9 protein-coding genes and 1 pseudogene are annotated in these 13,644 nt (G+C 69.1%); 5 read left to right on the top strand and 5 right to left on the bottom strand.

From position 1 onward, the window contains the following. Nucleotides 1–178: 178 nt before the first annotated feature. Nucleotides 179–5,176 carry a hypothetical protein gene (locus tag ACQEVJ_RS22520; protein ID WP_433104055.1) on the bottom strand — a complete coding sequence of 1,666 codons (4,998 nt, stop codon included), beginning with the start codon at nt 5,174–5,176 and terminating at the stop codon, nt 179–181. Between the two features lie 1,265 nt (nt 5,177–6,441). After that, nucleotides 6,442–6,630: a hypothetical protein gene (locus ACQEVJ_RS22525; protein ID WP_433104057.1), complete on the bottom strand. Its 189-nt coding sequence runs from the start codon at nt 6,628–6,630 to the stop codon at nt 6,442–6,444. Between the two features lie 270 nt (nt 6,631–6,900). Between ACQEVJ_RS22525 and trpB the strand changes: the two genes are divergently transcribed. From trpB to ACQEVJ_RS22540, 3 genes are read left to right on the top strand one after another with little or no spacing between them, the layout of a single operon-like run. Then, nucleotides 6,901–8,058 carry a tryptophan synthase subunit beta gene (gene trpB / locus ACQEVJ_RS22530; RefSeq protein WP_433104059.1) on the top strand — a complete coding sequence of 386 codons (1,158 nt, stop codon included), beginning with the start codon at nt 6,901–6,903 and terminating at the stop codon, nt 8,056–8,058. After that, the gene (trpA, locus tag ACQEVJ_RS22535; protein ID WP_433104061.1) at nt 8,055–8,870 is read left to right on the top strand and encodes a tryptophan synthase subunit alpha; all 816 of its coding nucleotides are present in this window, start codon (nt 8,055–8,057) and stop codon (nt 8,868–8,870) included. The genes trpB and trpA overlap by 4 nt, the downstream gene beginning before the upstream one ends. Beyond that, on the top strand, nt 8,867–9,622 hold the full coding sequence (locus ACQEVJ_RS22540) for a GntR family transcriptional regulator (protein ID WP_433104062.1): 756 nt from the start codon (nt 8,867–8,869) through the stop codon (nt 9,620–9,622). The genes trpA and ACQEVJ_RS22540 overlap by 4 nt, the downstream gene beginning before the upstream one ends. 251 nt (nt 9,623–9,873) lie before the next feature. On the opposite strand, the gene ACQEVJ_RS22545 is transcribed toward ACQEVJ_RS22540, so the two are convergent. From ACQEVJ_RS22545 to ACQEVJ_RS22555, 3 genes are read right to left on the bottom strand one after another with little or no spacing between them, the layout of a single operon-like run. Further along, a complete protein-coding gene (locus ACQEVJ_RS22545; protein ID WP_433104064.1) occupies nt 9,874–10,863 on the bottom strand; it encodes an MFS transporter in 990 nt (329 codons plus the stop codon). A gap of 42 nt (nt 10,864–10,905) precedes the next feature. Next, a complete protein-coding gene (locus ACQEVJ_RS22550) occupies nt 10,906–11,148 on the bottom strand; it encodes a hypothetical protein (protein WP_433104066.1) in 243 nt (80 codons plus the stop codon). Continuing rightward, nucleotides 11,129–12,289 (bottom strand): FAD-dependent oxidoreductase, encoded by a 1,161-nt coding sequence (locus ACQEVJ_RS22555; protein ID WP_433104068.1) that lies wholly within the window; start codon nt 12,287–12,289, stop codon nt 11,129–11,131. The genes ACQEVJ_RS22550 and ACQEVJ_RS22555 overlap by 20 nt, the downstream gene beginning before the upstream one ends. A gap of 53 nt (nt 12,290–12,342) precedes the next feature. On the opposite strand from ACQEVJ_RS22555, the gene ACQEVJ_RS22560 reads away from it, so the two are divergent. Then, a complete protein-coding gene (locus tag ACQEVJ_RS22560; protein ID WP_433104070.1) occupies nt 12,343–13,035 on the top strand; it encodes a TetR/AcrR family transcriptional regulator in 693 nt (230 codons plus the stop codon). Nucleotides 13,036–13,280: 245 nt separating this feature from the next. Next, nucleotides 13,281–13,511: pseudogene (locus tag ACQEVJ_RS22565) on the top strand (DUF4158 domain-containing protein); the annotation flags it as partial. Nucleotides 13,512–13,644 lie beyond the last annotated feature (133 nt).

The raw sequence follows: 13,644 nt of genomic DNA on the forward strand, positions 1-13,644 counted from the left end.
GGTGAAGGTCGCCTGAGCCGGTCTGAACCTGGCCCTGGTCAAGGGCACTTTCAATCCGTAGGTTCCGGGGTCGAGTCCCGGGTGCCCTATCAGCGGGAACACCCTCGGAGCGAGCTTCGTCCGAGGGTGTTCCCTGACGGGTCTGTCACCAGGCGACGGTGCCGGGCCGGCCGGTTCTTCAGAACGTGGTCTTGTTGGTGATCTTTCCGAGGACGAGGAGATCGCCGGGAATGTAAGCCTGCTCCAAACTGATGACCTGGGCGGCGGGGAAGAGCAGGTTCTCCAAGGCGAACACCGAGACAGGCTTGAAGGTCACGTTGCCCACCTGGTCCTTGAGCGCAGCCGGGAGCTTTTCGCTGATGCCGTTCAGCGCTCGCGTTTTGAGGTCGTTGTCGTTGCAGGCGCATGGGCCGCCCGGAGTGAGGTTGCTGTTGCCGACTCTGACCTCCGGCGTGGTGTTCTGGATCTGGATGGTCTGGTTTGCGCCCGAGCCGGAGATCCCGATGGGGTAGGTGCCGCTCAGGTCGACGTTGACGGTGACGCTGTGACTTTCCCAGCCGCCCCAGGTGCAGATGGTGTGGGTGGGCAGGTCGGCGCATTCCATTTTCCGGAACTCGAAGTGCTGGTCGACGGTCTTGCTGAGGCTGAGGCCGATCCCCGAGGTCGCCGGCTGGAAGATCAGCCCGCTGATGTCGCAGGTGACGGTGTTGCCGGAGGAGTCGATACGGAATGATTTAGAATGTTCTTTGAAGTCGACCCAGGCGCTGACCGTGCCCTGTTTCACCTTCGCCGTCCACGTCTTGGCGTCGTTACCGGGGTCTACGGCCTCGAGGACGAAGCCGGTCTTTCCTTGGTTGAAGCCGCCGACGAAGATGTCCTGGAACATGATCTTGGTGTCGATCATCAGCGAGCAGTCATAGCCCTCGGGGATCGGTTCGTTGACATTGATGGCCAGGTCGTTCTTCTGGGCGCCGTTGGTCGTGATGAACAACTGCAGCATGTTCCCCCGGGAGTTGGACGAGTGCACGTTGAGCCGGAACCTGGTCGGCTGCAGCGACTCGATCGTGGTGAGGTTGCTGAAGTCAACGGTGTTGATGACGTATTTGATGTCGTGGGTCAAGAAGTAGCCGGTCAGTTTGTCGTTGAGTTCAGAGCGGGTGGTGAACTTTATGTTGCGGGCGGTGAAAGCGCCTTGCGTGAAGTCGAGCACGACCGAGTGCGTCGTCGAACCTGTCCTGGCCGCCGGCACCAGGCCCTCTACTTTGGCCAGCGGCACCGTGCCCTGCAGGGAGGCGTGCTTGCCGATGTCGATGGGATCGTCTTTGAACCACCGGATCGCGGGATCATTCTCCGCGCCGTCATCCGGCTTCCAGTCGGCCGGCACTAGCTTGGCGCCGTACCGGTAGCGGCCTTCGGTGATGTCCTGAAAGACGGTCACGTCGTTGTTGTTGTTGGTCTCGAACTGTACTTTCGGACTGGAGAGCCGCGCCTCGAGAATCTCGACGTGGGCGACGTACTTACCGGGGTTACTCAGGTCCGGCTCCAGCTCTTGCCAGGCGACCACGCTGATCGTCATCCCGGCGTCGCCTTGATGCTCTTTGTACTGTTTCTCAAGGAAGGCGTTAACCTGATCCTCCATCAGGTTGAACACCACGTCCCAGCCCTTGAGTACGGCCTGGCTGGTGTGCATCTGCTCGACCAGGTCCTGGACGTTCGCGCTCTTGACCACCGGCGCGGCGGCATCGGCGGTCCCCGTCAGCAGCTTCCGCCGCTCCTGCTCGGTCAGCAGCGCGGTGACGGTGAAGGTGAGCACCACGTCGACCGTCCGCCCCGCGAAGGTGAGACCGCGGTTGGCGGCGGTGTCCGGCAGGCTGATCTTCCAGGTGCTGAACGGGGTCACCTTGGTGATCTTCTCGTCGAACGGTCCAGGCTCACCGCCGTAGATGAGGTCCCCCGTGCTGATGTCGTACTCGTACGGGCCGAAGTGGCGCTCGACCGTGTTGAAGGTGAGCGAGCGGCGTCCGGTGTCGCGGTCCTCGAACGGGCTTCCGCCATAGGTGAGATCGAGCAGGTAGCGGCCGCCGTCCGAGCCCGCGATGCCGTCGATCCTGGCGACCACCTTGTCCACCCGGACCATGGCGTAGTCGAAGAACTCCGCCACGCCGGGCTGGATGATGAACTCGTACTCGGTCCCGCCGGCCAGCCGCCGGACCGGGACGCCGGTGATGCGGTACTCGATGGGATCCTTCACCCGCTGCGGCGGCGGGTTGAACCTGGTGATGGCGTTGACGATGTTGCCCTGCTGGTTCTCCATGACCGGGAGCAGCCCGGGCAGGTCCAGGCGGGTGATCGGCGTGGGCCGGCCGAGGTACTCGTACTGCACGGCGGAGTCCTGCAGGATCAGGGTACGGGCGAGCTTGGCGAGGACCTGCTTGAGCTGGAACTCCATGACCCCGGTCAAGCCCAGCAGGTCGATCCTGGCGTGGTCCGGCGGCGCGAGGTCGTCGAGGTGCAGCGACTCTGACAGGTCCGCGAGCCGCTTGCCCTGCTTGTCGTTGACGGCGGCCAGCCGCTGGTTGAAGTAGATGTCCTTGAGGAGCTGGGCCTGCTTGGCGCGGGCCTCGACCCATGCCTGGCCGCGCAGGACGAGGATGTCGAAGGCGGCGGTGACCTTCGCCTTGACGGCGCCGAGCTCGCTGGGCACCGCGGCGAGGGAGGCGTTCATGTTGATGCCGAACTCCTTCCACTCGGCGGCCGTGGGCAGTTCGAAGTCGGTGAGGGCGTCGAGTGTCCGGTTGGCGGCCTGCATCGCCTTGACCTGGTCCTGGATGTCGGCCTTGAGCTTGTCGAGCGCGCCCAGCACCGAGAAGATCTTCTGGATCTTCTGCACCTGCTGGCCGAGCGTGGCCACCGCCTTGATCTCGCTCGCCGGGATCAGGAACGTCGTACCGGCGGTGAAGAGGTCGGTGGCCACCTTGAGGGCGAACTCGAGGACCTTCTCCCTCTGCCAGTCGGCGATCGCGTTCTTCAGATCACCGACGGCCTTGTCCACCACGTCGCGCTGGTCGCTCAGCCGTTTCTCCAGCCTGCCGATGTCAGTGACGCTCTTGTCGAAGTCCTGGCGCTTCTGCTCGACGATCCCGTCGTAGAAGCCGGACACGTCTTGCTGGCCGGCGGACAGCGCCGCGAGGTAGCCGGTCAGCAGGCGGCCTGTGCTCTTGATGTTCTCGTTGATCTTCTCGGCGGTGTCGGCCTCCCGTTCCGCCTGCCTGCGCTGCCGGATCTGGCTCTGGTAGTCGCGGACGGTGTCGCTGAGGTCCCTGGCCACGTCCAGCATCGCGGCCACATGGTCCTGGTAGGTCGCGTACGTCAGGTACGGGACCGCGGCCCCCTCCGTCTGCAGTTCCTGAGCGACGCGCGCCAGGTAGCGGGCCTGGGTGCGTACGGCGAGAAGTTCCTCGTCGGAGGAGTCGGCGGGCACCAGGCCGGCGATCCACTCCAGCTCGTCGCGGCTGAGCTTGCGGACGATCTCGGACCGCGCGCCGCGCGAGTAGAGCATCGACTCGGCGGCCACCAGGGAGAACTGCAGGCTGGTCGTCAGTTCGGCGACGGTCGCCGGCTCGGGGACGGCGAACACGTCCGCGGCCATGCTGATCTTCGTCCGCCCCGTCTCCGGGTCGACGCCCCGCGTGGTGAAGCGGTACCCGTCGAGCACGACATGATGCACGTGGTCGTCGACGGCGTCCAGGCGTAGCGCGCCGTACATCCGCCCGCAGCACAGCACCAGCGAGTCCAGCGCCTCGCGCTTCATGCTCAGGACGGGCAGGTCGGCCTGGCCGGAGGTGTCGATGATGTGGCTCAGGATGCGCACCCTGGCACCGGGCACCGCGACCCTCCCGGCCGAGACCAGCACATGGCTCATCAGGGTGAAGGAGGTGACGTCGCCGGGATTGGCGAGTTCGACGCCGCTAAGGTCGGCCCTCTCCTGGCAGATGTCGACGGTCGGGGTGGCCAGGGTGGACAGCCAGCCGTCGGTGACCTGCGGATAGAGGGTGGCCCAGTCGTACTTCGGTTTGGACAGGACGGGAAGACGTACGGCGTCGCCGTGCTTCTGCAGCATCGCTCCCCGGTAGAACCGGTCCCAGCACCGCGCCCACGCCGGTTCGCGGTTCGGGATGAGCTCGCTGAGCTGGGTCAGCTCGAACCCGATCGGCACCTCCCGGTCGAACTGACGGAGGAACTCCGGCTGTTCGCCCATGTGCGCGGAGTAGGCGGTGAAGATGCTGGCGGGCACCTCGTAGCGTTCGTCGGCCCAGGCGCCGCTCCGGACGGTCTCGTCGATCCTGGGATCGTCGCTGGCGGCTCTGATGTGGCCGTGCTGGCTCACGTAGCCGTACCGCCGGCCGGTCTCCGTGCTCACCGCGGTGGTGTAGTAGCGGTAGCTCAGAGCGGCCGGTCCGGAAACCTCACCCCCGCTGTCCGCGTCATACGCGAAAGCGGCCGCCAGTTCGGCGAAGTCGTCCGGCTCGTAGGCGAACACCTGGTAGATCAGCTCTCCGTGGTCGATCCCGGAGACGAAATGGGTGCCGTAGGCGTAGAAGGAGTCGAGGTAGTCCTGAGCCTCCGAATGGCGCAGGTTACGGCGGCGTCGCTTACCGGTCGCCCGGTGATACCGGAGCTCGTGCGGCAGTTTCTCCAGCGCCATCCGGGCCTCGTCTGTAAGGTACTCCTCCCGGTTCCGATGTCCTGGACGAGCGATCACGTCGTGCACCGACGTACCCGTCGACCGCCGCAGCCGCACCAGCAGAAAGCAGAAGCCCCGGTCGAGGTCCACGCCCAGGTGCTCACCCAGATCGCGGTGGACCTGGTCTCTGTCGGCGTCGTTCAGGACCAGCGGCCCCGCCGGAACCGACGCCGTGCCGTCCTCCGGCACCCGGACCCGGTAGTCACAGAGCCGGCTGATGAGGCTCGGCGCGTCCTCGTGCAAGGTGAGCAGGGGCAGACTCCAGGACACGTCCGGGGGCGGTTGGATCACCGGGTCGAGAAGTTCGGTGGGCTGGTTCGGCGGGGCGAAGAACGGGGGGTCCGCCGGGTCGGCGTGGCGCGGGCGCGGGCGGTACCCGTACAGCAGGTTGGCGGCGCTCCCGAGGCGGATGGGGCCAGTGGCGGTGAACATGGCGTCTCCTTGCCGGATCACAGGGTGGGCCAGCAGCGAGAGCCAGAGAGCGGCCGAGCGACAGGCAGCGGATGCCACCACGGAGTTCCGGGAACCCCGCCAGGTCAGGGCGCCACAGCGCCTGCGGAGTCCTCGTCGTCCAGACGTTCATTCGCTGCTGATCGGTCATCACCCCGACCGGTGCCCGCGCAGAACTACGCGGATGGCCAAGGGAGATCAAACAGATCCCCTTCGCGGATGCCGGACCGCTGTGGTGGGTGTGTGAGGATCGCCTGCGGGGGCCATACGTGTCCTTGCCAGGGCGCTGCGGGTGCGGAACGGTGGTCACTTTTTCGGCGAACATTGATACGTTTGTGTCAGGTGTGCCGGGAAGCCTGGTCGGCGACGTCATGTCGTCGATCTCGAAAGAGGCTTGCGGATGCGTGCGCGCGATCTGGCCGCCGAACTCCCCACCATCGCTCTGGACTGGCAGGTAGGTGCCCACCTCGCCCTTCCACGACCTACGGTCGCCCCCTTCAGCCCGCTCCCGATGCAGCTGCGCTTCCGTCCGGAAGTAGACATACTGCGAGTCAGCTGACCACCTGGGGTCGATCCCTTCCCCCCAGTTTCCTCGATGGCGCATTCGCGTCCACCCCCGCCACCCAGACCGTCTTGCCCGGCATCACGCCATATGCCACCCACCGCCCATCCGGCGAAATCACCGGAACAACGGGCATCTGCGCGTCAACCACCATCTCTTCGTCGTGGTCCTCGGACGAGCACACTCCGCCTCGTCCGAGGTGGGCGTGAACGCCTCCCCAAGCTCCCGCGCCGACACCACCCTCTTGAACCGCGGATACGCGGTCCGATCAATCGACGCCGCCCAGAACCCTGGAAGATCACCCCATAGGACGTGATCATCACAGGCGCACGATCACCGGAGACGGTGCCAGTGCCGTTGACCAGCGGCTACCGGCCTTCGCGGCAGGTTTCTGGCGTATTCCGGTCCCACCCCTCCGGGACCGCGGTGAAGCTAAAGGGCGAACAGCAGGGCCAGACCGAGAGGCAGCCGCGCCGGCGTGCGGGCCGATTGCACTTACGGGCATCCGGACGGGCCCGTCCTGGCTCAGGTTGCCGGCCGCCTCACCGCCAGGGCGCTGCGCACCGAAATCCACCAGAGCTGCCGCTGGATCAGGCGGCCAAGGCTCACGAACTCGGCGAGCAGGGGCCCGCCGAAGGCGGCTTCTGCCAGATGTCACGTGACGGCAGGGCAAGGACCCGATAGCTCAGGCCCAGCCGACCGCCAGCACGGCGTAGCGCACATCTCGGTTGTCCTCGAAGTCGCCGGGCAGGTCCTCGTCCGGGTTCGCCGACATCCAGACGTTCGGCTTCGACATCACCGTCCCGACACGCACCAGGCGTGGGCGCGGCCGCATGCGCACCTGCGACGGCGTGGGCGCGACCTTGACCGACACCGAGGTCGCCGCCTTCGATGCCGATCTGGCCCGCCTGCTCCACGAGGATCTCCGCACTCGTGGCCCGCTGAAGGAACCGATCCGCACGCTCGTGCCGCGATTCGCGGCCGAATGCCCTGCTGGCTGCCGTGCCGAGCACCGGTGGTGGCGCGTCCATGCCGCCCGTGCCACACTCACTGTTATAGAACTGAGTGCAGAGTTATAGAACGATCGGAGAATGGCATGCGAGACGTGTTGCCTTGGCGTGAGCCAGTCCCGCTGGACGGGACGATGGGCGAGCCCCGAGCGCGGGGCCGATTCGGCGAGTACGGCGGACGGTATGCGCCGGAGTCCCTGGTGGAGGCGTGCCGCGAGGTGGACGAGGCGTTCCGGGAGGCCTGGGCGGATCCGGGGTTCCGCGGCGCCCTGGCGCGGCTGCTCGCCGTGCACGCCGGGCGGCCGACCCCGCTCACACCGGCCTGTCGGCTGTCGGAGGCGCTGGGCGTGCAGCTGTACCTCAAGCGCGAGGATCTCACCCACACCGGATCCCACAAGATCAACAATGTGCTGGGCCAGGCCCTGCTGGCCAGCCGGATGGGGCGGCGCAGGCTGATCGCCGAGACGGGAGCGGGCCAGCACGGGGTGGCCACCGCGACCGCCGCCGCGCTGCTCGGGCTGGAGGCCACGGTGTTCATGGGCGAGCGCGACATCGAGCGGCAGGCGCTGAACGTCTTCCGGATGCGCATGCTGGGCGCCGAGGTGGTTCCGGTGACCACGGGCAGCCGTACCCTCAAGGACGCGACCAGCGAGGCCATGCGGCACTGGGTGGGCGCGACCGGCGACTCCCACTACTGCATCGGCTCGGTCGTCGGCCCGGATCCGTACCCATGGATGGTCAGGGAGTTCCAGCGGGTCATCGGCGACGAGGCCCGCGCGCAGTGCGCCGCCGAGCTGCGGACCGGCGTCCCGGACTACGTGGTCGCGTGCGTCGGCGGCGGCTCCAACGCGGCCGGCACGTTCGCCGGATTCGCCGACACCCCGGCGCGCCTGGTCGGTGTCGAGGCGGAGGGCGGCGCCGGGGCGGCCCGCGGCCGGCTCGGCGTCCTGCACGGCTGCCGCTCGCTGTTCCTGCAGGACGACGACGGGCAGATCACCCAGGCGCACTCCATCGCCGCCGGGCTCGACTACCCGGGAGTCGGCCCGGAGCACGCCCACCTGCGCGACCTGGGCCGGGCCCGCTACGTCACGGTGACCGACGACGATGCGGTCGGCGCGGCGGTACGGCTGGCGCGTACCGAAGGCATCGTCCCGGCGCTCGAATCGGCGCACGCCCTCGCCTGGGTGATCCGCGCGGCGGACGGCGGCGACCTGCCCGCAGGATCGACGGTGCTGATGACGTTGTCCGGCCGGGGCGACAAGGACGTCTCAACCCTGAAGGAGCTGCTGTGACGAACCCCACCCTGGCCGCGGGCGCGGTCGAACGCCACCTGCGTGCCCGCCGGGACACCGGCCGTGGCCTGCTCATGCCGTACGTCACCGGGGGGATCACGCCCGGCTGGACGGAGTACCTGCGGGCGTTCGCCGCCGCCGGGGCGGATGCGATCGAGGTCGGCCTGCCCTTCTCCGACCCCACGCTGGACGGCGTCACCATCCAGCAGGCCAGCGAGACGGCACTGGCCCGCGGGGCGACCACCCGCCGGATCCTCGCCGACCTGTCCGGCATGCCGGACCTGGGCGTGCCGCTGGTCGCCAGCACCTACTACAACCTGGTGCTGCACGACGGCCCCGAGGCGTTCTGCGCCGCGCTCGGCCGGGCCGGCGTCGGCGGCCTGATCGTGCCCGACCTGCCGGTGCACGAGGCGGACGAGCTGACGGACGTGGCCGTCGCCGCCGGGATCGAGCTGGTCCTGCTGGCGTCGCCGGCGACGCCGCAGCCGCGGCTGGCCGAGATCTCGTGCCGCAGCCGCGGATTCGTCTACGCGGTGTCGCTGATGGGCACCACCGGTGAGCGGTCCGCCCTCGCCACTTCGGCGGCGGAGCTCACCGAGCGGATCAGGCGCGTCACCGACCGGCCGGTCTTGCTAGGATTTGGCATTTCCACCCCGGACCATGCACGCGAAGCCCGCCGGCACGCCGACGGCGTGGTGGTCGGCGCCGCGGTCATGCGGCGGGTGCTCGACGGGGTTGGGCCGGACGACCTGCGGGCCTTCCTCACGACTCTGCGGCAAGCCCTCGATCAGGAGTGTGACCGACCACGATGACCCCCGACGCCGGGCACGAGGCGAGATACCGCGCCATCGCCGCCGACCTCGCCGCGAAGATCCGGTCGGGACACTACGCCCCCGGTGAGGCCCTGCCGCCGCAACGGGAGCTGAGCGCCTCCTACGGGGTGACCCTCATGACGCTGCGCCAGGCGTTGCGGGAGCTCAGCGACGAGAGGCTGATCGTGCAGCAGCCCGGCAGGGGCACGTTCGTCGCCCCGCCCCACCTGGCGTACCAGCTCGACTTGCTCCGCAGTCTGGTCGACGACCTGCGTAAACAGGGCCACGACGTGCGCACCGCGGTGGCTGGGCGGGCGGTGCGCCGGGCCCCCGCCCGGATCGCCGCGGAGCTGCGGCTGCGTCCCGGCGACACCGCCCTGCGGCTGGAGCGGGTCCGCGAGTTCGCGGGACGTCCCGCCGTACACCAGGTGTCCTGGGTCCGCCGGCCGGTGGCCGACCAGATCCGCGACCGCGACTTCACCGCCGTCTCCCTCTACACGGCCCTCGCCGACGCGGGAGTGACGGTCGCCCGGGCGACCGAGGTGGTCCGGCCCGGTTTGCTCGACCCCGCCGCCGCCCGCCACCTCCACGAGCCGCAGGGCAGCCCGGTGCTCGTCAGCACCCGGATCACCTACACGCTCGACGCCACGCCCGTGGTGTCCGACCATGCCACCATCCTCGGCAGCATGATGGAGATCCGCACCGAACGCGCCGCCACCGGCCTCTCTGTCACCTGGGGCGCCACCAGCTGAGAACCTGTGTGCGGTCTATCCCACCGTGGCGAGGAGCAGGTTCTTGCGGACCTTACCCGTCGCGTTCCCGGGCAGCTCGCTCTCGATCTTGAAAGGCGTCGAAGGCGGCCTCATCGGCGACCACGACATGGGCGCGGACCGGTAGACCAGGGCGATGCCGATGGGCTGCTCCTTGGTGACATCAGGGCCCGGCCGGGCGGCGCGGCGGTCGGGAACCGCGCTTGTTTCGTGGCTCTTTGATCATGTGCTGGTCAGGTTGGGAGCTGTGCGGCGAGTTGCTCCCTGCGCAGTGCGGTCTCGACGCGGCGATTGCTGGTCATGGTCGCGGTGACGGCGGTCATGGCGAGCAGGAGGCCGGCGGCGGCGTACAGCGGGGTGCGCAGGTCGTAGGTGGTGGCCAGCCAGCCGCCGAGGAAGGCGCCGAAGGGGGCGGCGCACATGGCGAGCATGCGGGAGGTGGAGGCGACGCGGCCCATCAGGTGGGCCGGGACGATGGCCTGCCGGAGGGAAGGGCCGAGCACCATCGTGGCGCCCATGCCCGCCCCGCAGACAGCGAGCGCGAGCCCGGCCACATACGGGTTCGGGGCGGAGGCGAGCCCCAGGATGGCGAGGCCCTCGATTGCCGCGGTGCAGGTCAGCGCGGCGCCGGTGCCCAGGCGCCGGCCGAGGAAGGAGGCGATGCCCGCGCCGAGCAGGCCGCCGGTGGCCTCGGCGGTGAGGAGCAGACCGAAGCCGAAGGCGCCGACGCCGAGACGTTCCCGGGCGAACAGGGCCAGGATGGTCTCCACGGCGAGGAAGGCGACGTTCCCGACCGCCGGACGGAGCGCGAGCCCGAGCAGCAGTTGGTCCTGGAAGACGTAGGAGGCCCCGGCCCGCGCCTGCCGGAGCAGCGACTCGCGGGCGCTTGCGGCCAGGCGCGGCACGGCCGGCAGCGACCGGACGAGCAGTGCCGACAGCGCGAACGACACCGCGTCGGCGAGCAGCGGAACCGAACGTCCGAGCGCGAGCAGCGCACTGCCCGCAGGTGGCCCGGCGAAGCCGGACGCTGCGGTCTGGGCGCTGCGCAGGCGAGCGTTGGCGCGCTCCAGGAGCGCGGGGTCGCGGCCGAGCAGATCCGGCAGGTACGCCGTGGCGGCCGTGTCGAAGAACAGCCCGCCGAGGGCGAGCAGGAACGCGAGGGCCGTCAGCAGCGGGATGCTCAGCACGTCGAGCGCCGCCGCCGCGGCGGGTATGGCGAGCACAGCAGGTCAGTGAGCCCTTTTCATCCTGAGCAGCGCCCCTCTTCAATGAGCTGGGGAGGATGAGGATGACCTGCAGGCGCCCAGGTTCCCGATCTCGGCGACCCGGTCCAGCTGGTAGGCCAGCACCTTGCCCGACGCGCGCACCGGCGGCGTCCGCAGCCGCTCCAGCTCCGAGGCCCGCTTGCCGTCGGGCACCTGAAGCAGGCCCCGCAGCGCGATCGCCGTCTCCTCAGGGGTGCGCTGCGCGAGCAGGGCGTGCAGGCAGTCAGGATGGCTGAACTTCATCGAAGAGGGCGAGGGCTTCGGTGGGGTCCGGGCTCACGAGGCGTTCCAGACCGGCCGTCGTGATCTTCGCCCACCTGCCGGCCCGTGCCCACATCTGTTCCTCGAAGGTGCGGACGGCCTCGTCCAGATCGCCAGGGCCGGGGGCGGCGGCGACGGACTCGGCGAGTTCGGCGCCTTCCAGCATCGCAAGGTTCGCGCCCACCCCCAATGGGGGCATCAGGTGGGCGGCGTCGCCCAGTAGCGTCACCCCGGGGACGTGGGCCCAGGTGTGGGACACGGGCAGGACGTAGAGGGGGCGGTGGACGAAAGCGGTGCCGTGGCGGAGGAGGTCGAGGACGGGAGCGGCCCAGCCGTCGAACAGAGCCAGCAGGCTTGATCGCACGGCCTCGACGTCGGCCAGGTCCAGGCCTGCGCTCCGGTTCAGGCCCATATGCCGGTCCAGGTTCGTGTGCCAGTCCAGCGGCACGCGGAAGTGGGCGTACACCTTGACGTGGCCGCCGCTGTTGCGCTGGGCGACGAGGGCGCGGTTCACGCCGTACACAGCCATGGAACCGTCGCCGATCAGGCGGGCGAGGTCGGGGTGGCGGGTGTCGACGTCGTCCAGGGAGGTCTCGACCGAGGTTACGCCGGTGTAGTGCGGCGTCGCGGACGAGACTGCCGGGCGGACCCGGGACCAGGCGCCGTCCGCGCCGACCACGAGGTCGAACGTCTCCTGCCGCCCGTCCGCGAAACGGACCAGCACGCCGTCCCGGGTCCCCGGCACTACCTCCGTCACGCCCCGCCCCCACTGAACGTCCAGGGGGCCGAGCAGCAGGTCACGGAGTTGCCCGCGGTCGATCTCGGGATTGGCCCGGTCATCCGGACGGGGTTGCCAGTCGCGAAGCACGGTCCCATCCGTGTCCAGGATGCGCATGGCCTGCCCCTCGGGACGGGACAGCGCCTGGAACTCCGCCAGCAGCCCCGCCTTGCTCAGCGCGAGCTGGCCAAGCTTTTCGTGCAGGTCCAGCGTGCCGCCCGGGGGCCGGGCGTGGGGGGCGGGATCGCGTTCGAGGACGGTGACGGGGTGATCGTGGCGGTGCAGGACGCGCGCGAAGGTAAGGCCGGCGGGGCCGCCTCCAATCACGGCGATACGATGTCTCATGTCGATACACTGTATTTCGCTGAGTCGGTGTATCGCAACAGTACGATGTATCCATGACTGTGTGGGACCGGCCGGAGCCGCCGACTCGCCCCGCGCCGCTCGACCGGGAGCGCATCGTTGCCGCCGCCATCGCGCTGGCCGACGAGGGCGGGCTGGAGGCGGTGTCGTTGCGCAAGGTCGCCGCCCGGCTGGACGTCGGCCCGATGCGGCTGTACGGATACATCGCCACAAAGGAGGAGCTGTTCGACCTCATGGTGGACGAGGTCCACGCCGAGATCCTCCCCGAGGAGCAGCCCGCCGACTGGCGGGAGATGCTGCGCGTCCGCGCCCACCGCACCAGGCAGGCCACTCTCCGTCACGAATGGCTGGCCGACCTGCTCGGCGGCCGTCCGACCCTGGGCCCCAACGCCCTCGCCGTGACCGAGGCCACGCTGGCCGCCTTCGACGGCCTCGCCGACCTCGAGACCGTCATGCGTGCCGTGGAGACCGTCAGCGCCTACTTCACTGGCGCGATCAGGCGCGAGATCGCGAACCTGCGGGCCGAGCGCGCCACGGGCCTGTCCGAGCGCGACTGGCAGCGCGCCTCCGGCCCGCATGTGATGAGGATGCTGGCCACGGGCCGCTTCCCGGCGCTGGCCAAGTTCGTGCACGACGGCACGGACGTGGACGCCGAGGTATCCTTCGCGACCGGCCTGGACTGGGTCCTCGACGCCGTGGCCGCCAAACTCGCCCGGCCGCCGGCGTGACGCTCAGGATTTCCAGGTGACATCCGTGGCACCGCATGACGCCGCCGGACTGCGCACCCACCTGCTCGACTGGTTCAAAGGCAGGCTCTGACGCCGGACGACCGGGCGGCGCTGGAAGGGCTGCGCCATCTGCAGCGGTACGCGGGCTCCTACGCTCATGTCCGGCCCGTGAGGAACAAGTCCGCGAGATCCGGCGGTAAGGCCCTCGTTGTGGGCTATTCAGGCAGGTCTGCGATCATGTCGCCGTGATCAGCCAGGGGCTGGAGGGCTACGGCCGGTTCGGGTCGCTGTCGCGGGTGGAACTGGAGCGGTTCTTCCATCTCGATGACGAGGATCGGCGGCTGATCGGCAAACGACGTGGTGATCACTCGCGCCTGGGCTTCGCCCTCCAGGTCGTCACGGTTCGGCACCTGGGCATGTTCCTGGCCGATCCGTTGGACGTGCCGGTCGAGCTGGTGGACTACCTGGCCCATAGGGCTTGCCGCTGGCCGGCCGGGATCGGCCGCTGCACTGGGCGATCAGCCATACCAGTCATATCCGCCCGATCTTTCCCCAGTACTACTGGGGACCCCACCTCGACATCGAGGGTGTGCCCGACCCGAACACGTC

This window comes from Microbispora sp. CA-102843, from assembly GCF_050936215.1.
In the GTDB taxonomy this organism is placed as follows: Bacteria; Actinomycetota; Actinomycetes; order Streptosporangiales; family Streptosporangiaceae; genus Microbispora.